The 18312-nt window shown below is 72.9% G+C and carries 21 protein-coding genes, 1 tRNA gene and 1 pseudogene; 12 read left to right on the forward strand and 11 right to left on the reverse strand.

Annotated elements, in window-relative coordinates:
• Positions 1–25 precede the first annotated feature (25 nt).
• Positions 26–655 (forward strand): LAETG motif-containing sortase-dependent surface protein, encoded by a 630-nt coding sequence (locus FKN01_RS05570; RefSeq protein WP_185992754.1) that lies wholly within the window; start codon positions 26–28, stop codon positions 653–655.
• An 86-nt stretch (positions 656–741) separates the two neighbouring features.
• Here the strand turns inward: FKN01_RS05570 and FKN01_RS05575 are convergent.
• Positions 742–1198, reverse strand: a pseudogene (locus FKN01_RS05575) (ATP-binding protein); the annotation flags it as partial.
• Positions 1199–1676: 478 nt separating this feature from the next.
• Between FKN01_RS05575 and FKN01_RS05580 the strand changes: the two are divergent.
• Complete coding sequence (locus FKN01_RS05580) at positions 1677–2747, forward strand: enoyl-CoA hydratase/isomerase family protein (protein WP_143617005.1); 1071 nt, start codon at positions 1677–1679, stop codon at positions 2745–2747.
• Positions 2748–2799: 52 nt separating this feature from the next.
• Here the strand turns inward: FKN01_RS05580 and FKN01_RS05585 are convergent, their stop codons facing one another.
• Both FKN01_RS05585 and FKN01_RS05590 read right to left on the reverse strand, forming a co-directional pair.
• Entirely contained in the window at positions 2800–3027 is a 228-nt protein-coding gene (locus FKN01_RS05585; protein WP_143617007.1) for a hypothetical protein, read from the reverse strand.
• Positions 3028–3116: 89 nt separating this feature from the next.
• Positions 3117–3602, reverse strand: coding sequence for a hypothetical protein (locus tag FKN01_RS05590; protein ID WP_143617009.1), 486 nt, complete (start codon positions 3600–3602; stop codon positions 3117–3119).
• A gap of 137 nt (positions 3603–3739) precedes the next feature.
• Between FKN01_RS05590 and FKN01_RS05595 the strand changes: the two genes are divergently transcribed.
• Positions 3740–4594 (forward strand): pentapeptide repeat-containing protein, encoded by an 855-nt coding sequence (locus tag FKN01_RS05595; RefSeq protein ID WP_143617011.1) that lies wholly within the window; start codon positions 3740–3742, stop codon positions 4592–4594.
• 4 nt (positions 4595–4598) lie between these two features.
• Here the strand turns inward: FKN01_RS05595 and FKN01_RS05600 are convergent, their stop codons facing one another.
• Positions 4599–5105: an SRPBCC family protein gene (locus FKN01_RS05600; RefSeq protein WP_143617013.1), complete on the reverse strand. Its 507-nt coding sequence runs from the start codon at positions 5103–5105 to the stop codon at positions 4599–4601.
• Positions 5106–5324: 219 nt separating this feature from the next.
• Between FKN01_RS05600 and FKN01_RS05605 the strand changes: the two genes are divergently transcribed.
• Positions 5325–6692, forward strand: coding sequence for a radical SAM protein (locus tag FKN01_RS05605; RefSeq protein WP_143617015.1), 1368 nt, complete (start codon positions 5325–5327; stop codon positions 6690–6692).
• 4 nt (positions 6693–6696) lie between these two features.
• On the opposite strand, the gene FKN01_RS05610 is transcribed toward FKN01_RS05605, so the two are convergent.
• Positions 6697–7581, reverse strand: a complete 885-nt coding sequence (locus FKN01_RS05610; protein WP_143617017.1) for a LysR family transcriptional regulator — start codon at positions 7579–7581, stop codon at positions 6697–6699.
• Positions 7582–7696: 115 nt separating this feature from the next.
• On the opposite strand from FKN01_RS05610, the gene FKN01_RS05615 reads away from it, so the two are divergent.
• Complete coding sequence (locus tag FKN01_RS05615; protein ID WP_143617019.1) at positions 7697–8566, forward strand: oxidoreductase; 870 nt, start codon at positions 7697–7699, stop codon at positions 8564–8566.
• A gap of 147 nt (positions 8567–8713) precedes the next feature.
• The gene (locus FKN01_RS05620) at positions 8714–9265 is read left to right on the forward strand and encodes a glycoside hydrolase family 25 protein (protein WP_143617021.1); all 552 of its coding nucleotides are present in this window, start codon (positions 8714–8716) and stop codon (positions 9263–9265) included.
• 16 nt (positions 9266–9281) lie between these two features.
• On the opposite strand, the gene FKN01_RS05625 is transcribed toward FKN01_RS05620, so the two are convergent.
• Positions 9282–9434, reverse strand: a complete 153-nt coding sequence (locus FKN01_RS05625) for a hypothetical protein (protein WP_260696781.1) — start codon at positions 9432–9434, stop codon at positions 9282–9284.
• 56 nt (positions 9435–9490) lie between these two features.
• Here FKN01_RS05625 and FKN01_RS05630 point away from each other — a divergent pair, with 56 nt between their 5' ends.
• From FKN01_RS05630 to FKN01_RS05645, 4 genes are all read left to right on the forward strand, one after another.
• On the forward strand, positions 9491–9952 hold the full coding sequence (locus FKN01_RS05630) for a MarR family winged helix-turn-helix transcriptional regulator (RefSeq protein ID WP_185992755.1): 462 nt from the start codon (positions 9491–9493) through the stop codon (positions 9950–9952).
• 35 nt (positions 9953–9987) lie between these two features.
• A complete protein-coding gene (locus FKN01_RS05635; RefSeq protein WP_143617023.1) occupies positions 9988–10257 on the forward strand; it encodes a hypothetical protein in 270 nt (89 codons plus the stop codon).
• 110 nt (positions 10258–10367) lie between these two features.
• Entirely contained in the window at positions 10368–11849 is a 1482-nt protein-coding gene (locus tag FKN01_RS05640) for a carboxylesterase/lipase family protein (RefSeq protein ID WP_143617025.1), read from the forward strand.
• A 193-nt stretch (positions 11850–12042) separates the two neighbouring features.
• Positions 12043–13191 (forward strand): S1 family peptidase, encoded by a 1149-nt coding sequence (locus tag FKN01_RS05645; RefSeq protein ID WP_185992756.1) that lies wholly within the window; start codon positions 12043–12045, stop codon positions 13189–13191.
• A 63-nt stretch (positions 13192–13254) separates the two neighbouring features.
• Here the strand turns inward: FKN01_RS05645 and FKN01_RS05650 are convergent, their stop codons facing one another.
• Complete coding sequence (locus tag FKN01_RS05650; protein WP_143617029.1) at positions 13255–13695, reverse strand: GNAT family N-acetyltransferase; 441 nt, start codon at positions 13693–13695, stop codon at positions 13255–13257.
• 115 nt (positions 13696–13810) lie between these two features.
• Positions 13811–13883, reverse strand: a tRNA-Ala gene (locus tag FKN01_RS05655).
• Between the two features lie 106 nt (positions 13884–13989).
• Between FKN01_RS05655 and FKN01_RS05660 the strand changes: the two genes are divergently transcribed.
• Entirely contained in the window at positions 13990–14607 is a 618-nt protein-coding gene (locus tag FKN01_RS05660; RefSeq protein ID WP_260696782.1) for an NUDIX hydrolase, read from the forward strand.
• 25 nt (positions 14608–14632) lie between these two features.
• Here the strand turns inward: FKN01_RS05660 and FKN01_RS05665 are convergent, their stop codons facing one another.
• Together FKN01_RS05665 and FKN01_RS05670 are read right to left on the reverse strand one after the other, a co-directional pair.
• Complete coding sequence (locus FKN01_RS05665) at positions 14633–15682, reverse strand: PhlD (protein ID WP_143617033.1); 1050 nt, start codon at positions 15680–15682, stop codon at positions 14633–14635.
• 111 nt (positions 15683–15793) lie between these two features.
• Positions 15794–16624 carry a helix-turn-helix domain-containing protein gene (locus tag FKN01_RS05670; protein ID WP_143617035.1) on the reverse strand — a complete coding sequence of 277 codons (831 nt, stop codon included), beginning with the start codon at positions 16622–16624 and terminating at the stop codon, positions 15794–15796.
• A 730-nt stretch (positions 16625–17354) separates the two neighbouring features.
• Here FKN01_RS05670 and FKN01_RS05675 point away from each other — a divergent pair.
• Complete coding sequence (locus tag FKN01_RS05675) at positions 17355–17558, forward strand: cold-shock protein (RefSeq protein WP_018552900.1); 204 nt, start codon at positions 17355–17357, stop codon at positions 17556–17558.
• A 75-nt stretch (positions 17559–17633) separates the two neighbouring features.
• Here the strand turns inward: FKN01_RS05675 and FKN01_RS05680 are convergent, their stop codons facing one another.
• Entirely contained in the window at positions 17634–18239 is a 606-nt protein-coding gene (locus FKN01_RS05680; RefSeq protein WP_260696783.1) for a hypothetical protein, read from the reverse strand.
• Positions 18240–18312: the final 73 nt, after the last annotated feature.

The raw sequence follows: 18312 nt of genomic DNA on the forward strand, positions 1-18312 counted from the left end.
CGAAACATCTGCGGAGGAAATATCCATGACCATACCCAGGAGACCGCGGCGCGCAGCGGGAACTCTCGTCGCCACCGCGGTGGTCGGCCTCTCCGGCGCGGTCCTCACCGCCGGTCCGGCCGCAGCTCACACCCCCACCTGGGCCGTGACCTGTGACGAAGTGAGCCTGCACCTCACTCAGTACAACCCCGGTGTCACCAACGAGGTGACCGTCACCGTCGACGGCAAGGACCTGCTGCCGACGGAGAAGTTCGGCAAGGGCTTCGAGAAGAAGCTCACGCTGCCGGAGCACGACCAGCCGCTGAACGTGCGCCTGGTCGTCAAGGCCGGGGACGGTGACCAGTACTCGGAGGACGAGACCAAGCAGGCGCCGGTGTGCGAGGGCACCCCGCCGTCGAAGCCGACGCCGAGCCCGACCGAGTCCAAGGCGCCCGGGGCGCCGGCCACGGCGTCTCCCAGCCCGGCCGGCACGCCGAGCGAGTCCGCTTCGCCGTCCGCGCCCGCCGCGGCGACCCCGAGCCCCAGCTCGCCGGACCTGGCCGAGACCGGCTCCTCGTCCGCCACGCCGATCATCGGCGGTGCGGCGGTCGCCGTGCTGCTGGCCGGCGGCGGCATCATGTGGTCGGTGCGCAAGCGCCGCACCGCACAGCACTGACCTGAATCGCGCCGCCCGGACGCGTAGAGCGAAGGGGCGGCACGGCCGAGGGGCGTACCGTCACGCGCGACGCGGCGGTGCGTCCCTCACCCTTGTGCGCGTCCCTCCGGCGGGCCGCCCCCGGGCGGCTTCGCGGGGTGCCGGCGCACCGGGGGCGTCGTGGGCGGCGCGGCCGGCCCGATCTCGCACCAGACCGCCTTGCCCTCGCCACGGGGCTCGATGCCCCATCGCGAGGCGACGGCGTCGAGCAGCAGCAGCGCCCGGCCCGACGTCGCGGTCTCGCCCGGTGACCGCCGGCGGGGCCACGCGCTGGAGCGGTCCTGCACCGAGAGCCGCACCCGGCGGACCGGCTCGGGCAGCACCTCCAGGGCCAGGACGGCCCCGCCCTCCGTGTGGAGCAGCACGTTCACCAGCAGCTCCCCGGTCACCAGCTCGGCGTCGTCGGCCAGTTCCGCCATGTCCCGGTCGGTCAGGGCCTGGCGCACGATGGTCCGCGCCTCGGACAGCCCTTCCGGGTCGGGCCTGGTGGATGTACTGGACGAGCTGCCGGCGCCCCGCAGGGCCTCGTCGGTCGCCGCCCCCAGACGCACGCGCTCCTCCGGCTCCAGCAGTTCCGCCAGGGACTCCGGGCGCGCGTCGAACCCGGCCGGGTCCAGACCGAAGACCAGGAGGCCCGCCTCGTCCATGTCCAGGGTCCAGGCATCGGGGTCCCAGTCGAAGCTGCCCGTCCGGTTCAGGGCGAGCCGCTCCGCCGTACCGGTCTCGCCGGGCGTCCCGCCCTCCGGCCGTTCGGGGGGCCGGGAACGACCGGCGGCCGGTTCTGATCGGTCATTCCAGCTCCGAGGATCGTCCGGCGGGTCCGCCGTACGGCGTGCCTCAATTGTCCGGCCGGTCCGGCACGCCTGCCACAGCGGAAACCACCCCGCGCCGCCCGCCCCTCAGGGGCCCGCGCACAATGGCAGCGAAAGAGCCTCCCCCGACGGGCGGACGGCACGGCACCCGGGCTGAGCGGAGCGCACCCATGAACCACGAGGACCCCGTCCTGCTGCACACCGAAGGACGCGTCCGCCACCTCACGCTCAACCGGCCCCGCGCCCTGAACGCGCTCAACCACGCCATGGTGCGGCTCCTGCACGACGCGCTCGACGCGGCCGTGAACGACGAGGCGGTCGTCGCCGTGCTGCTCACCGGCGCGGGGGAGCGCGGCCTGTGCGCGGGCGGTGACATCCGTGCCGTGCGTGACGACGCCCTGGCCAAAGGCAGCGCCTCGCTCGACTTCTGGCGGGACGAGTACCGGCTCAACGCACGGATCGCCCGCTTCCCCAAGCCGTACGTCGCCCTCATGGACGGCATCGTGATGGGCGGCGGCGTCGGAGTCTCGGCCCATGGCTCCGTCCGGATCGTGACGGAGCGCTCCCGCATCGCCATGCCGGAGACCGGGATCGGGTTCGTCCCGGACGTCGGCGGAACGTACCTGCTGGGCGCCGCCCCCGGCGAACTCGGTACGCATCTCGCGCTCACCGGTGAGGCGGTCGGCGCGGCCGACGCGCTGCTCTGCGGACTGGCCGACCACTTCGTGCCGGCCGAGGGGCTCGCCGCCCTCGTCGCCGCCCTCGCCGACTGCCCGACCCCCGAGGCCGTCACCGCGACCGTCGCGGATCACGCCCGCCCCGCCCCCGGCGGCGAGCTCGCCGCGCACCGCGACTGGATCGACTCCTGCTACGCGGCTGACACGGTCGAGGAGATCACCGACCGCCTCGCCGGCCACGGTGACCCGGCCGCCAAGCAGGCCGCGGCGACGATCCTGGCCAAGGCGCCCACCTCGCTCAAGGTGACGCTCGAAGCCGTGCGCCGGGCGCGGCGCCTCGACGGGCTCGAAGCGGTCCTCGACCAGGAGTACCGCGTGTCGACCGTCGCCTTCGCCGGACCCGACCTGGTGGAGGGCGTCCGCGCCCAGATCGTCGACAAGGACCGCGATCCCCGGTGGCGGCCGGCCGAGCTCGCGCAGGTCACCGACGAGGAGGTGGCCCGCCACTTCGCGCCCCTCGGCGACCGCGAACTCGGCCTCGCACCCCTCCCGCAGGCGGGCTGAGGCACCATCGGCCGGTGCGCCCCCGGCGCACCGGTGGCCGCTGCCCGTCGGATCAGTGGCCGCTGCCCGTCAGACTCGGCCGCAGCGCACCGACCAGCTCGAAGAACCGCGTCTCGTTCCCGGCGAAGCCCGCGCGCCGGAGGGCCCCGTCGGCCTCCTCCATCGGCGAGGTGAGCAACGGCAGGTACAACGGGCCGTCCTCCGGGTCGGAGAGGGCCGCCCGGGTGGCCTCCAGTAAACGGACATACGCCTGCGCCGCCGCGAGTTCGTCCTTGCGCATCTCAGCATCTCCAGGTCAGAGGTGTCGGACCCCACCAGCATCCCCCATGGGTCCGACAACGGCGGCCGGCGAGCTGCACGGCACGGCGACTATCGGCCGTCCGGCCGACCCGTCGGCGGCTCGACCTCCAGGAAGCGGCGACCGCGCGGCCCCCGGTACAGCAGCGCGGTCCAGCCCGACTCCCGCAACGCCGCCGCACACCTGGGCAGCTCGCCGGCCTCCTCGTACGCCGCCCCGCTCCCGGCCGGCCCCAGCCACTCCACCCGCACGGTGCCCGGCGACGCCCCCGCAGTCACCCGGTAACCCTTCTCCGTACGCTCCCCTGACGGGCCGACGGCCGATGCGGGCAGCCCCGCGGCCTCCAGCGCCAGGGCCACGGCCCGTACCGGACGATGCAGCTCCCAGGGCGCGGGCACCGACTCCGGGCGGGCCGGGCCGCTGTTCGTCAGCCGTCTGATCTGCAGCAGCCCCGCGAACGCCGACCGCACCGAAGCCGCGCGCGCCTCCGCGTCACCGGGGACCGGCGGGCCGTCCCCGGTCGCCGGTTCGAACCCGCCCTCCTCCTCGCCGCCCATCCGCGCTCCCTCCGTTCCCTCGCCGTACCACCACTTCCGCCAGTGTGCGCCGCCCCACCGACAACGGCGGACCGTACGTGCAGCCGATAGGCTGCGGTGCCGCTCTCGAACACCGCGCCCCGAAGGACCCACCCACCGTGCCCGACACCGACCGGCCCTCCGGCACCGCCCGCCAGGACGGAGACAGCCGTGACAGCCTGCGTGCCGACTGCGGCAGCTGCTTCGCCCTGTGCTGCGTCGCGCTGACGCTCACGCGCTCCGCCGACTTCGCCGTCAACAAGGCGGCCGGCACACCGTGCCACAACCTCCGCGACGACTTCCGCTGCGGCGTCCACGCCCGGCTGCGCACCGAGGGCTTCCCCGGCTGCACCGTCTACGACTGCTTCGGGGCCGGTCAGAAGGTGTCGGTGGACATCTTCGGCGGCCGGGACTGGCGCGGCGATCCGAAGACCGCACAGCGGATGTTCAAAGTCTTCCCGGTCGTCCGGCAACTCCACGAGCTGCTCTGGTATCTGACGGAGGCGGCCACCCTCGGCCCCGCCCGGTCCCTGCGCGGCGAGATCCGGCGCACCCTCGAAGCCACCGAGGCCCTGACCCGGCTCGACGCCGACGCCCTGGCCGAGCTCGACGTGGCCGCCCACCGGAGCGAGGTCGCCGTGCTCCTCGGACGCGTGAGCGCACTCGTGCGGGCCACGGCCCCGGGCCGCAAGAAGCGCGGGCACCGAGGCGCCGACCTCATGGGCGCCCGGCTCAGAAGGGCGGACCTGCGGGGTGCCGATCTGCGCGGCGCCTACCTCATCGCGGCGGACCTCGGCGGCGCCGACCTGCGCCTCGCGGACCTCATCGGCGCGGACTTCCGGGACGCGGACCTCTCGGGCGCCGACCTGACCGGGGCGCTGTTCCTGACGCAGGCGCAGGTGAACGCCGCCCGGGGGAGCGGCACCACCCGGCTCCCGTCGTCGCTGACCCGCCCCGCGCACTGGGCGGCGTGACCCGTCAGGCGTCCGGGGACTCCAGCGCCGCCTTGAGGCGTTCGAGCGTGGTGCGGATGTTGCGGCGCTGGAACACGGCGAAGGTGTGCCCCCGGGTGGCGACCCGGTCGAAGGCGTTGGCCACGACGTCCGGCCAGGCGCGGCGGTCGTCGGTCCAGGTCTCCGTGACCCGGGTACCGCCCGCCACCGCCTCGAAACGGTAGTCCCAGGTGGCGATCGGCCCGCGCAGCAACGGCCGCCGCACACCGATCGCGTGGACCCGGAACGCGAACCGCCGGCCCGGATCGGCCGCCGTCACCGTGCACCGCGTCGTCCAGCTCACCGGCCCCCGCCTGTTGCGGCCGTCGAAGACCATGCCGACGTAGGCCTCCCGGCGCTCCCCCCGTACCCGGGCGCCCAGGTTCTCCGGGCTCCAGCGGCCCATCGCCGTGGGGTCGCTCAGCCGGGCGTACACCTCCAGCGGTCCGGTGTGCACGACGATGCTGTCCGACACGGACATGGTGCGGGGCATGGAGCACTCCGTTCAGCGGCCGGCCGCGGTCACCACCGGGCGTCGGTCCGGCCGCACGGCCGACGGGCTCCCGCCCGCACACCTTACTGACTGGTCACATAGGATGCGGCAGCGGGGAGTGACGCATCCGGCAGCGGGGACGAGAACGACCCGCGGCCGTGGTTCGTTGCACAGACGTCGCATCCGGAACACGCCGACGACCGACCGAGGAGCCCGCACATGCCCAGCCGTACCGATCCCAGCCGCACCGAGCCCGGCACCGCAGACCGCACCCGGCTCGTCGAACGGCTGATGGAGCAGTTCCCCCACGTGCCGCGTGAGGCGGTCATCAAGGAGGACCTGCTGCGCGGCGGCGTCGCCTTCGACGAGTCCGCGCTCAGCGACAACGAGGGCGGTGACGTCAAGCCGAAGTCGTACTTCATCTTCTCCTTCGACCACGGCACCCTGCCCGAGCTCGGCGCGGCGGCCCTGCGACGCCCGCCGGAGGAGATCGTGCTCACCGGCGGCCCCTACGAGCTGCGGCGCACCGTCGTCTCCGTGCGCGTCAACCCGGCGTCCCCGTACCGCGTCGCGGCGGACGCGGACGGGATGCTCGGGCTCTACCTCGACGGCAGGCGCATCTCCGACGTCGGCCTGCCCCCGATGCCGGACTACTACCGGCACACGCTCGCCAACGGCAAGTCCGTGATGGAGGTCGCCCCGACCATCCAGTGGGGCTACCTCGTCTACCTCACCGTCTTCCGCGTCTGCCAGTACTTCGGCGCGAAGGAGGAGTGCCAGTACTGCGACATCAACCACAACTGGCGCCAGCACAAGGCGGCGGGCCGCCCGTACACCGGGGTGAAGCCCGTCGAGGAGGTGCTGGAGGCGCTGGAGATCATCGACCGGTACGACACGGCGAAGACCTCGACGGCGTACACCCTCACCGGCGGCGCCATCACCTCGCACATCGGCGGCCGGGACGAGGCGGACTTCTACGGCCAGTACGCCAAGGCCATCGAGGAGCGTTTCCCGGGCCGCTGGATCGGGAAGGTCGTCGCCCAGGCCCTGCCCAAGGCGGACGTCCAGCGGTTCCACGACTACGGGGTGCAGATCTACCACCCCAACTACGAGGTGTGGGACCGGCGGCTGTTCGAGCTGTACTGCCCGGGCAAGGAGCGCTACGTCGGCCGTGACGAGTGGCACCGCCGCATCCTCGACTCCGCCGACGTCTTCGGCGCCCGCAACGTCATCCCGAACTTCGTGGCCGGGGTCGAGATGGCCGAGCCGTTCGGTTTCACCACGGTGAAGGAAGCCATCGACTCGACCACGGAGGGCCTGCGCTTCTTCATGTCGCACGGCATCACCCCGCGCTTCACCACCTGGTGCCCGGAGCCGACGACCCCGCTCGGCAAGACCAACCCGGACGGGGCGCCGCTGGAGTACCACATCCGGCTCCTGGAGTCGTACCGGGCGACGATGGAGGAGTTCGGGCTCAGCTCGCCTCCCGGTTACGGCCCGCCCGGCGCGGGGAACGCGGTGTTCTCCGTCAGCTCCTTCATGGACAGCCTGCCGGCCGCCCCCGAGGACGCCCCCGGAGCGGACTGAGCGGTTACGCCTCCGAGGCGAGCTCGCGCACCACGCGGGCGAAGCCCCGCACCAGCGCCGTGTCCGCGCCGTCCGCCCAGGCCAGGACCACGCGCAGCGGCTCGACGTCGGTGAGCGGCACCCAGGACAGGTCGGGGCGCGCGTAGTAGCGGGCCATGCTCTCGGGCGCGAAGCAGATCGCGGAGCCCTGCGCCACCTGCTCCAGCATCTCCTCGACGTTGTCGTTGGTCGGCCCCCAGACCGGGGCCGACCCGTCGGGGCGCGGGTTGACGGCCCACCAGTCCACCCACTCCCGGGGCGCCCGGCGCGTCCACAGCAGCGGCTCGTCCTTGACCTCGAGGACACTGACGCCGGAGCGGGAAGCCAGCGGGTGTCCCGTGGGCAGGCCGACGACGCGGGGCTCGGTGTGGACCGGTTCGCACGTGAGCCCGGTCAGGTCGTTGGGCAGCCAGACGAACGCCACGTCCGCGAGGCCGTCCCGCAGGGCGTCGGCCTCCTGCCCCCAGTCGTACCGCTTGGGCGCCACCCGCACCCCGGGGTGGCGGCGGGCGAACTCCGCGCGTGCCCTGGTGGTCAGTTCTCCCGCCCCGCTCGCCTCGAAGCCCACCCGCAGCACACCCGTCTCGCCCCTGGTGTGCCGCTCCGCCGCCGCGGTCACGCGCTCGGCCTGGCGCACGGTGAGCAGCGCCTCCGCGACCACATCGCGCCCCGCCGGGGTGGCCGAGATCCCGCCCGCGTGGCGGTCGAAGAGCTTCACGCCGAGCTCCGCCTCCAGGCTCTTGAGCGCGTACGAGAGAGCCGGCTGGCTGACGAAGAGCCTGCGGGCGGCCCGGCCCAGGTTCTCCTCCTCGGCCATCACGGTCAGGTAGTGCAGCTGGCGCAGTTCCATGACGCGATCATAAGTCGTCTTTATCGCTCCGGAGAATCCTTGTCTTGGACCGCTCATGGGCGCGGATGACATAAAGGGACCACCGCAACGCGCCGACGGACAAACGGAGTTGGACATGAACACCGCACCCGCCACCCCCGCCCGCGACAACGCCCCGGGCCGCGTCTGGCTGATCACCGGTGCCTCCTCCGGCTTCGGCCGGTCCATCGCCGAGGCCGCCCTCGCCGCCGGTGACACCGTCGTCGCCACGGCCCGCCGGCCCGAGGCCCTTGACGCCCTCGTCGCCGCCCACCCCGACCGCGCGGTCGCCGTCCAGCTCGACGTCACCGACACCGCCCGCATCGCCGACGTCGTCGCGGACACCGTCCTCTGGTACGGGCGGATCGACGTGCTCGTGAACAACGCGGGCATGGGGCACATCGGCGCGGTCGAGGAGACCGGCGACCGCGAGCTGCGCGACCTCATGGACCTCCACTTCTTCGGTCCCGCGGCGCTGGTCCGGGCCGTGCTGCCGCACATGCGCCGCAACGGTTCGGGCGCCGTGGTCCAGATGAGCAGCATGGGCGGCCGGTTCACCTTCCCCGGCGTCGGCGGCTACTCCGCGACGAAGTTCGCCCTGGAGGGCCTGTCCGAAGCGCTGGCCGCCGAGGTGGCGCCGCACGGCATCAAGGTGCTCATCGTCGAACCCGGCTCCTTCCGCACCGGGTTCGCCGGCGGCGCCCTCCGCCAGTCCGCGCCCCTGGACGCCTACGCGGACTCCGTCGGCCCGGTCCGCAGCGGTCTGCCCGACTCGGACGGCAAGCAGGAGGGCGACCCGGCGAAGGCCGCCGCGGCCATCCTGACCGCGCTGGACGCGGAGGACACCCCGCTGCGGCTGCCGCTCGGCAACGACGCGACGGACGCGGTGCTCGGCGCGCTCGACGCCTCCCGCGCCGAAGTGCTCGCCTGGGAGAAGGTCAGCCGCTCCACCGGGTTCGACGCCTGACGGCCGGCGGGCGCGTGCCCGCCCGCGCGTGTGGGCCGGAGCGCGCGCCCCGGCACACACGCGCATTCGTGCTTCACATGGGGGTGGGGAGCGGCCGGTGAGGGAAAGTAAGCGGAACAGAGCACCCCGATTGTAAAGGCGGCGCCCATGCTGCACGGTGTCGATGTCAGCGCCTATCAGTCCTCGTTCGACACGGACGGACTGGACTTCGTCTTCATCAAGGCCACCGAGGGCCGTTCGTACGTCAATCCACGGCTGACCGACCAGACGAAACGGGCCCGCGACGCCGAATGCGTCGTCGGCTTCTACCACTTCCTGTGGCCCGGGAACATCACGGCGCAGGCCGAGTACTTCCTGAGCAAGGCGCCCGAGAAGGCCGGAGACCTGCTTGCCGTCGACTGGGAACAGAACGGCGAGGGCACCCGGCCGAGCAACGCCGAGAAGGACCGCTTCATCCGCGAGGTCAAGCGTCTGCGGCCGCACCACCGGGTCCTGCTCTACTGCAACCGTCACTTCTGGCTGAACCACGACACCACGTCGTACGCCGGGGACGGGCTCTGGATCGCCGACTACGTGAAGGCGGGCCATCCGCGCATCAAGGCTTCCTGGCGCATCCACCAGTACACCGACCAGCCGCTCGACAAGGACGTCGCCGACTTCTCCTCCCGCTCCGCGATGCGCGCCTGGGCCCGGAAGTGACGCCCGCCGGCAGCGGTCAGCAGGACTGCAGCTCCAGGCCGTGGGCGTACGGCCCCGAGGCGTCGCCACTGGCCCGTACGGCACCGATCAGCTGCGGCAGCACGGCGTCGTAGAAGCGGAAGCAGTCGGCGAACCGGTCGACCAGCAGGCGGGGATGCAGCGCGTCCACGGAGACCCCTTCAGTAGGTGCGCACCCATCATTGGCGCGCCCCTACGATATACCTGATGAACGAAACCCCTCCCAGTCTCCTGGGTATGACGACCTACCTCATGTCCAAGACCGGCAAGGCGGCACGCGGCCGGCTCGCGGACCGCCTTGCCGAACGCGGGCTGAGGCTCTGGCACATGGCGGTGCTCGCCGCCCTGGCCGACTTCGGCCCCCATGTGCAGCGCGAACTCGCCGCGCGGCTCTCGATCGACCGCAGCGACGTCGTGAAGATCGTGGACGGGCTCGCCGCCTCCGGCCTGGTGGAGCGGGCCCGCGACACGGCCGACCGGCGCCGCGTCACGGTCACCGCCACACCGGCCGGCCGCGCCCTGCTGGAAAGCCTCAAGTCCGAGGCGCTGGCCGTGCAGGACGACATCCTCGCGCCCCTGACCCCCCGCGAACGCGCCCAGCTGACCGCCCTGTTGCTCCGCGTCCACGACGGGGCGCGCGAGAACGCGCCGGCCCGGCCAGGTCGCTGACCCCTCCGGGCCACCGGGTGCGGCAGAATTCCCCGGTGACCACACCCGCGGCGCAGCCGCCTCGTGACCGCGCGCTCGGACGCGGCATCACCACCCTCATCCCGCAGTCCGCGCCGGCCACACCGGCCGAACAGGCGGCGGCCGTACTGACCGCGATGCGCACCGTTCCGGTGCGCGTCGGCGTACTCCAGGCGGCCGTGGTGCTGCTGGAGGAACGGGTGCGCGCCACCCGGGACGAGGCGGAGCGGGCCGCCGCGGCGACGACCGTGGCCATGCTCCGCAGCGCCATCGGGCAGGCCGGCTGACCGGCTCATCGGTCACTCCGCCGAATCCTCATCGCGCCGGCGCCGGAAGTGAGCCATCCTGTTCACCGCTCCCCGCCCGGGAGCGGTGAACGAAGGGCGGTCGGGACGCGTTGTCGAACAGCAGGGTGTACGAGACGGCAAGCGGTCGGGTGCGCGGACGCGCACCGCACGGTGGCGTCGTCGCCGTCCTCGGAATCCCGTACGCAGAACCGCCGTTCGGCGAGAACCGCTTTCACGCTCCGCTTCCGCGCGCCCCGTGGCCCGGTGTCCGCGACTGCACCGGGTTCGGGCCCATCGCGCCCCAGTCCGCCGAGCTGCCCGGCGCCCCCGTCTGGTCGCCCGGTGACGAGGACGTCCTGAGCCTCAACATCTGGACCCCGGAGGCGGCGGCGGGCCCGCTGCCCGTCCTCGTCTGGATACACGGCGGCGCCTACACCTTCGGATCGAGCGCGCAACCGGACTTCGACGGTACGGCCCTGGCCCGCACCGGCCTCGTCGTCGTGACGCTGAACTACCGCGTCGGCTACGAGGGCTTCGGTCACGTCCCGGACGACGCCCGCCCGCCCAACCGTGGCCTGCTCGACCAGATCGCCGCCCTCGAATGGGTCCGCGACAACATCGCCGCGTTCGGGGGAGCCCCGGACAACGTCACCCTGGCCGGACAGTCGGCCGGAGCGACCTCCGCGGTCTGCCTGATGGTGATGGACCGCGCGCACGGGCTCTTCCGCCGGGTGATCGCGCACAGCGCGGTCGGCCCCGTCTTCGCCCCGGAACTCGCCGAGCGGGTCGCGGCGCGCGTGGCCGCCGCCGCGGGGATGCCTACGACCCGTGCCACCCCGAGGGAGTTGCTCGCGGCCTCGGACGAGGTCGTCGGGGACTACCGTGGGAACCCCGGCTCCGGGCAGCTGCACTGGGACCCGGTCGTCTACGGCCCGGTCGCCGACGGGCACCTCCTGCGCGACGACCCGGTGGCCCTCCTCGCCTCCGGAGCCGCCCGGGACGTCGATCTCCTCGTCTGCCACACGACCGAGGAGTACTGGCTGATGGACGCCGTCGGCAGCAGCGTCCCGGTCCCCACGGACGAGCGGCTGCACCGCTTCGCCGCGGACTTCGGCCTGCCGCCGGGGCTCGTCGACGGGTACCGCGCGCTCATGCCCGGTGCCGGACCGCACGACATCCACCTCGCCGTGTACGGGGACCTGATGTTCGGCGAGTACAGCACCCGGCTCGCCGAGGCCCACGCGGCGGCCGGAGGCCGGGCCTTCCTCTCCCGGTTCGACCGCAGGGGCGGGGGAGTGCGGGCCTGGCACTGCGCCGACGTGCCCTTCGCCTTCGGCAACGTGGACGACGCGCGTACCCGGTTCCTCATCGGCGGCACCGCGCCCACGCCCGACGACCGGGACCTCGCGGACCGGATGACCTCGGCCTGGGCCGGGTTCGCGGCCACCGGTGACCCCGGCTGGGAGCCGGGCGCCGGGCACCTCAGGGTGTGGGGCACGCCGGACCGCGCGGCGGCCTTCGGGCACTGGCGGGACAGCGACGCGGTCCGGGCGCTGTGGGCCGCGTACACCTACCGTCCCGCCCGCTCCTGACACGTCGTTCACGCCGGGGCGGTCGCAGCGTCCCGGCGCGGGCGGCCCGCGCGGTCTGTCATTGGCATGGACCTGCTAACAACTTCTCCGCTACAGTCCGGAACGGCACACTCTGAGAGCGCTCTCAGCGAGGACGCCTCGGACGCCTGCTGTTCCTCCCCCACCCAGCCGGAACAACAGAAGGGCCAAGACCTTGAGACGCTCCACAGCCTTGAGGACCGCACTCTCCGCCGTACTCCTCCTCGGAGCCTGGGCGGGTGCGGGCTTCCCCTCGGCCTCCGCCGCCGACACACCCGCCGCCGCCCCCGCGCCCGCCTCCGACGGCCTGCTCACCGCCATGCAGCGCGACCTCGGACTGACGGCTGGTCAGGCCAGGGTGCGGCTTTCCCAGGAGAAGACCGCCACCGCGCTCCAGCCGAAGGCGCGCCACGCCGCCGGGGCGGCGTACGGAGGCTCCTGGTTCGACCCCGCGACCGGCGGTCTCACCGTCGCCGTTACCGACGCCGAGCGGGCGGACGCCGTACGGGCCACGGGCGCCGCCGTACGCATGGTGACCCACACCGAGAAGCGCCTCGACTCGGTCAAGGCGAAGCTGGACGAGCTGGACGCGCCGCAGGGTGTCAGCAGCTGGCACGTCGACCCCCGCAGCAACTCGGTCGTCGTGGACGTCGTCGCCTCGCAGCGTTCTGACAACGATGTCCAGGCCTTCGTGCGGAAGGCGAAGGCGGCCGGGCCCGTCACCGTCGAGCAGACCGCCGAAGCACCCCGGACCTTCTCCGCGGGGACGGTGGGCGGCGACCCGTACTACACGGGCAACGTACGGTGCTCCATCGGCTTCTCCGTCTACGGCGGCTTCGTCACCGCCGGCCACTGCGGCCGGGCGGGAGCCGGGGTCAGCGGCTGGGACGGCTCGTTCATAGGAAACTTCCAGGGCTCGTCGTTCCCCGGCGACGACTACGCGTGGGTCAGCGTGGGCAACGGCTGGTGGACGGTGCCCGTCGTCCTCGGCTGGGGCACCGTCTCCGACCAGCTCGTCCGGGGCTCCGCCGTCGCCCCGGTCGGCGCCTCGATCTGCCGCTCCGGCTCCACCTCGCACTGGCACTGCGGCAATGTCCTCGCCACCAACGACACGGTCAACTACGCCCAGGGCGCGGTCTACCAGATGACCAAGACCAGCGTCTGCGCGGAGGGCGGAGACTCCGGCGGCTCCTTCATCAGCGGTGACCAGGCCCAGGGGGTCACCTCCGGCGGCTGGGGCGACTGCGGCTCCGGCGGCGAGACCTGGCACCAGCCGATCAACGAGATCCTGAACCGGTACGGGCTGACGCTCCACACCGCCTGACCGCGTTCCGCGGAATCCGGGGCCTGCCGAGCGGGACGGCGGGCCCCGGTGCGCGGCGGGCCGTCAGCCGAGCCGCAGGTCGATGAACGGCACGGTGTCGCCCGGCAGCACGTAGCGCTCGGTCTCCACGAAACCGTTGCGCAACGCGAACCGCAGTCCCTCGGGGTTCGACTCCAGGACACACGTCTCGATGACCTCGGCTCCGAGCGCCCGGGCCAGTTCCAGCCCGTGCGCGTACAACTGCCCGCCGAACCCCCGGCCCCGGTGCCCCGGCAGGATGCGGGCGATCACGGTCCCCACCGGTCGGTCCGCGCCGGGCGGACGCACCGTGGAACACCCCACCAGAACGTCCCCCGCGTACGCGACGCACAGCCGGTTGCGCCCCGCGCGCTCCGTCACTTCCGCGAACGACAGGGCGGCCGTCGGGATGATGGCGTTGTGGACGAACCGCCAGTCCAGGAGCGAGGCCTCGTCGGCCACCGCTTCGATACGAAGATCGTTCATCGCGTCAGGAAACCGGTCCGGGGGCCGCGCGTCAACCGGTGCCTGTCCGGCCGCGCCAAGGACGCCGGGGCCACCGCAGGCGCCCGGAGCCGGCTGTGCGACCCGGCGGGACAGGGCGGGCCGACCGGATTCGAACCGGCGTGCTCCTACATGCCGTGAAGGCGCGACGACCACTGCGCTACGGCCCACCCCTGCCCGGCATCCTACCGGCCGGGCGGCCCCGCGGCTCCGGCGATGTCACAACCAGGGCTCCCGGCACACCTTCACGGGGCGGGGGATACCGAGGAGGCCCAAGTGACCACAGTGACCGATTCCGGCCGTGCGACGACCGGCGCCGCGCCGGCGCCCATCCGGAGGGTTCGCGAAGTGCCCGTCTTCCGCAGCCGCTTCGGCACCTTGTTCAACGACGACGTCGTCGCCCCCTCCGGGGCCACCGGACAGCACCTGCGCTGGCAGGCACGCAAGGAGGGGGCCGTCATCGTCCCGGTCGGACCGGCCGGCTATGCCTTCGTGACGAGCTACCGCTACCCGATCCAGTCCGCTTCCGTGGAGTTCCCCCGGGGGTCGAGCGAGGGCGAGGAAGGGCTCGCGGCAGCCGCCGTCCGCGAACTGCGCGAGGAGACGGGGCTCGTCTGCGCGTCCCCGCGGCCCCTCGGTGTCATCCACGCCGACACCGGCATCCTCGCCGCCCCGATCCGGGTGTACGTCGCGGAGGTGGACATGGCGACCGCGGGCCCGGCGGAGCCCGAGGCGATGGAATCGCTCACCGAACCCGTCTGGGTCACGCCCGGCGAGCTGCCCGAGTGGCTGGCCGAAGGGCGGATCACCTGCGGCATCACCCTCGCGGCGCTCGCCCTCCACCAGGCCCGCCACCCGGCGCCCGCGGACATCCGCACCGGCGGGCGCCCCTGAGCCGTCCTCGCCCCCGCCCGGCCGCTCAGGCGGCCCAGGTCCCGCGCAGCGCGGCCGTGGCGAAGCCCGGCCCGTAGGCGACGGTGACCCCGTCGGCGCCGGCCGGCGGGGGTTCGGCATGGGTGCGTTCGAGGATGCGGAGTACGGAGACACCGCCGAGGTTGCCCTCGTCGGCGAGGGTGGCGGTGGAGTGCCGGGTGTCGTGGGCGTCGAGGCCGAGCGCCGTCGCGGTGTCGCTGATGATGCGCGCGCTGCCGGGATGGATGACCCCGAAGTCCACGGAGGACCGGCCGAGCCAGCCCAGCAGACCGGGCAGTACGTCGTCCGCCGCGCTCAGCGCCTCCTTCGTGCTGTCGAAGTGGAATCCGCCGGGATCGACGCGGCCGGCGTACCGGGTGAGGCTGTCCGGCAGGACGTGCTCATAGGTGTCGGCCGGCGAAGCCACGCGGAAACCGGGGCCCAGCGCCGCGTCGGTGACGAGGGTCGCCGCCGCGCTGTCCCCGAACAGCACCTTGTAGATCATGTGCTCGACGGCGTCGTCCCGGTGGTTGTACACGGCGGAGATGACCTCGGCGGCGACCACCAGGACGGTCGACCCCGGTCTCGCGGCCACCAGGTCGACCGCCCGGATCAGCGCCTGGGTGCCGCCCGCGCACGCCAGCGTCGTCAGGGCGGTCCGGCGCACGTCCGGCCGCAGGCCCAGCCGGTCGATGAGGTGGATGTCCAGGTTCGGGACGGACCAGCCGGTCGAGTGCGTCGTGATGATCGCGTCCACATCACCCGCCGCGAGCCCGTACGCCCCGAGCACCCCCCGCGCCGCCTGTTCCGCCATGTCCAGCGCGTCGGCGAACGCAGCCGCGCTCCGGGCCGTGACATCGGCGTCCCCCGACACGGTCGGCGCCGCCAGCGGACGGGTGAAGTACCTGCTGTGCACCCCGGTGTTGGCCACGATGCGGAGGATCGCGGCGAGCCGCGGGTGGTCCGGGTGACGGGCGCGGATATCGTCCGCGATCTCCCCGGTCGTCACTTTGTGAGCGGGGAACACGGTGGTGGGACGGGCTATGTAGGCAGGCACGACATCCTCCGGCGGGCACGGTGCGGCGGCGATGTGGGGGTGGGCACAACCTAAGCCACGAAAGGCCGTGCCGCCCTGATCACAACACCGCGGAGCGCCGGAGGGAAGTGTTCACCGCGCGCGCAGCACCGGAACGCGTGTGTGCGCGCGCCGCGCACCCGCGTGGAAGACGAGGACGATCATGCGCGCGCCGGGGGCCGCCATGGGCTGCGCCGCGCACATCGTCACCCAGCCCGGGCCGTCGACGGCGTGCCGGATGGGCCGTTCGTCGCCGTCGGGATGGATGTGCGCGCCGCCCGACTCCCAGATCGGCGCGCACTGCGGGTCGGCCAGCACGTCCTTCTCGAGCCGGCGGAGCACCTCGTCGTCGGGCCGGCTGGCGAGCGCCGCCCGCAGCTGCGGCACGACCAGCGGCGCCCAGGCGGTGTCCCAGTCGATGAGCATCTCGCGGCCCTGCGGTTCGAGGAGCATCCACCGCATGGTGTTCGTGGGCACACCCCCGGCGGGGAACAGCCGCGCGAACTCGTCGTTGTGGGCGATGAGCTCCCAGGAGGCGTCGGTGATGTACGCGGGGTGGGTCATCCCGTCGATGGCCTCCTGCCACACACCCGGGACCTCCTTGCCCGAGCGGGCGGTGAGCGGGCCCGGCGGGTCGCCTATACCGGCGTACCGGCACAGCGACACCCATTCCTGTTCGTTGAGGGCGAAGAGCATCGCCACATCACGGAGGAAGCCGGTGTCCGGCCTCGGCCAGGCGCCGGACTCCAGGCGGCGGTAGGTGCCGGGGGTGCGGTGCAGCAACTGGTCCACCTGGTGCTGGGACAGTCCGGGGGCGCGGCGCCCCTGGCGGGACGAACGGTGGAAACCGTGCCCGGTGGGGTCGATCAGTGCACGACGGACTCTGAGCAGTGTCCGCAGCGCCGTCTTGTCGGTGTTGGTCATGCGATCAAATCCCCCGCGTATGGGTCCGGTTGCGCGGGCGAGAGCCTAATTGGCGCGACGTGGCTTAGCGCTAAAAACTGGACGTAGAAAACAGTCTGTTTACCTTCCATGCTGGACCGCGTGAGGCAGCGGACCGCAACTCTCCGGGGTGGTGGTCCAGTGCCTGACGTGCGGTCTTCCTGCTGTCCTCTCCTGGCAATGTTCGCAGCCGGAATTCCGCGCCCGTTCAGAACGGTGGCGGGAAGGGCTTGACCAGCAGACCGTAACTCGCCCCTTGTGGGGCGTACCGCGCGGCGCGGTCCGCTGATCTGGCTCTTTCCGTCACCCACCTCGGTCTCCCGGGCCGAGGCGGGGCGGTACTCGGTGCGGTCGGCAGCCCCCCTGCCGACCGCACCATTCTCATCCCGGCGGGCACTGCTCCATCCGGAGCCGGCTGCCGCCACCCCCCGGTGCTCCGGTCCGGTGACGCCGCCGCGGACGCCCGGGCCCGCCACTGGCCCCGATTCCCCGTGAGTACGGCCCCATCAGCGGCTTTCCCCGGCATCCGGCGCGACGCGAAGTCGTTGCTCTCTGGTGGAGAGGGGTTTCGCCATGTAGCGTCACTGCCGGAAGTCGTGGTTCGCCGAAACCGCCCGTGCTCCGGCGCGGGCGCCTTGCTGTGCAGGGGGCGGGCCGGGACACCACTGGGACCGCGTGGTGCGGCTCCCGATATCGACTGAGAGGCACCGGCATGGCCAGCGGAACCGTCAAGTGGTTCAACGCCGAAAAGGGTTTCGGCTTCATCCAGCAGGACGGCGGCGGGCCGGACGTCTTCGCTCACTACTCGAACATCAACGCCACCGGCTTCCGTGAGCTCCAGGAGGGCCAGGCGGTGACCTTCGACATCACGCAGGGCCAGAAGGGCCCGCAGGCGGAGAACATCACGGCCGCCTGACGTCGCGGCAGTACCGTCCGGCCCCCGGGGAGCGCGCTCCCCGGGGGCCGGACGCGTAGGACGGCCCGTCGCCTCTCAACCGGCCGCCGGCGCCCCGTCGCCCTCGGAAGCGGCCTGCGCGGTCGCGGTGTACATGGCCGTGCCCTTCTGGATGCTCTTGCCGACGGTGCCCCGCTTCACCAGGTTCTCCAGGGTGTTGCGCACCACCTGTACCGAGGTGCCGCGCTCCGGGTGCGCCTCGGTCAGATCGGCGTGCACCTCGCGCACCAGGCGCGGTTCGCCCAGGGGCATCAGGGCGCGGATGAGCTCATGCAGGGGAGCGCCCGTCGTGGGCGCCGCCTTCTTGCGGCTCGCCCTGGCCCGGGAGGGCTTCGCCTTCGCGCGTCCGGCGGGCCGTGGGCCCGGGACGGGTGTGCCCGCGGATGTGTCGCCTTCCGCCGGCTTCTCCCCGGTGCGCGGCGCGCGGCGCGGCCGAGGGGGCGCCGTCTCCCCGGGCAGCGCGGCCTGCATTCCGGTCAGCCAGGCCTCGTCCGCTCGAAGCTGTTCCAGACGGGCCCGCAGCTGCTCGATCTGCGCGGTCAGCTCCTTCTGCTCCGCACGGTTGTCGGTGAGATCGGTGGCGAACCGCTCGGCATACATCGTCTGCACGCTTTGCGACGCACTGTCCGCGTTGTTCTTCATGATGGTCCACGCTCCTCAAGCCGGGGTTTGCTGTCGCACGCCCCATTCACCACCCGGAAGAGCGCGTAAGACG

The organism is Streptomyces sp. 130, assembly GCF_007096885.1.
GTDB lineage: Bacteria > Actinomycetota > Actinomycetes > Streptomycetales > Streptomycetaceae > Streptomyces.

Excerpts from the sequence above, each read along its gene's own strand:
- FKN01_RS05570 (WP_185992754.1), top strand. The coding sequence starts at position 26 with ATGACCATACCCAGGAGACCGCGGCGCGCAGCGGGAACTCTCGTCGCC.
- FKN01_RS05580 (WP_143617005.1), top strand. The coding sequence starts at position 1,677 with ATGAACCACGAGGACCCCGTCCTGCTGCACACCGAAGGACGCGTCCGC.
- FKN01_RS05585 (WP_143617007.1), bottom strand. The coding sequence starts at position 3,027 with ATGCGCAAGGACGAACTCGCGGCGGCGCAGGCGTATGTCCGTTTACTG.
- FKN01_RS05590 (WP_143617009.1), bottom strand. The coding sequence starts at position 3,602 with ATGGGCGGCGAGGAGGAGGGCGGGTTCGAACCGGCGACCGGGGACGGC.
- FKN01_RS05600 (WP_143617013.1), bottom strand. The coding sequence starts at position 5,105 with ATGCCCCGCACCATGTCCGTGTCGGACAGCATCGTCGTGCACACCGGA.
- FKN01_RS05605 (WP_143617015.1), top strand. The coding sequence starts at position 5,325 with ATGCCCAGCCGTACCGATCCCAGCCGCACCGAGCCCGGCACCGCAGAC.
- FKN01_RS05610 (WP_143617017.1), bottom strand. The coding sequence starts at position 7,581 with ATGGAACTGCGCCAGCTGCACTACCTGACCGTGATGGCCGAGGAGGAG.
- FKN01_RS05615 (WP_143617019.1), top strand. The coding sequence starts at position 7,697 with ATGAACACCGCACCCGCCACCCCCGCCCGCGACAACGCCCCGGGCCGC.
- FKN01_RS05620 (WP_143617021.1), top strand. The coding sequence starts at position 8,714 with ATGCTGCACGGTGTCGATGTCAGCGCCTATCAGTCCTCGTTCGACACG.
- FKN01_RS05630 (WP_185992755.1), top strand. The coding sequence starts at position 9,491 with ATGAACGAAACCCCTCCCAGTCTCCTGGGTATGACGACCTACCTCATG.
- FKN01_RS05650 (WP_143617029.1), bottom strand. The coding sequence starts at position 13,695 with ATGAACGATCTTCGTATCGAAGCGGTGGCCGACGAGGCCTCGCTCCTG.
- FKN01_RS05670 (WP_143617035.1), bottom strand. The coding sequence starts at position 16,624 with ATGACCAACACCGACAAGACGGCGCTGCGGACACTGCTCAGAGTCCGT.
- FKN01_RS05675 (WP_018552900.1), top strand. The coding sequence starts at position 17,355 with ATGGCCAGCGGAACCGTCAAGTGGTTCAACGCCGAAAAGGGTTTCGGC.
- FKN01_RS05680 (WP_260696783.1), bottom strand. The coding sequence starts at position 18,239 with ATGAAGAACAACGCGGACAGTGCGTCGCAAAGCGTGCAGACGATGTAT.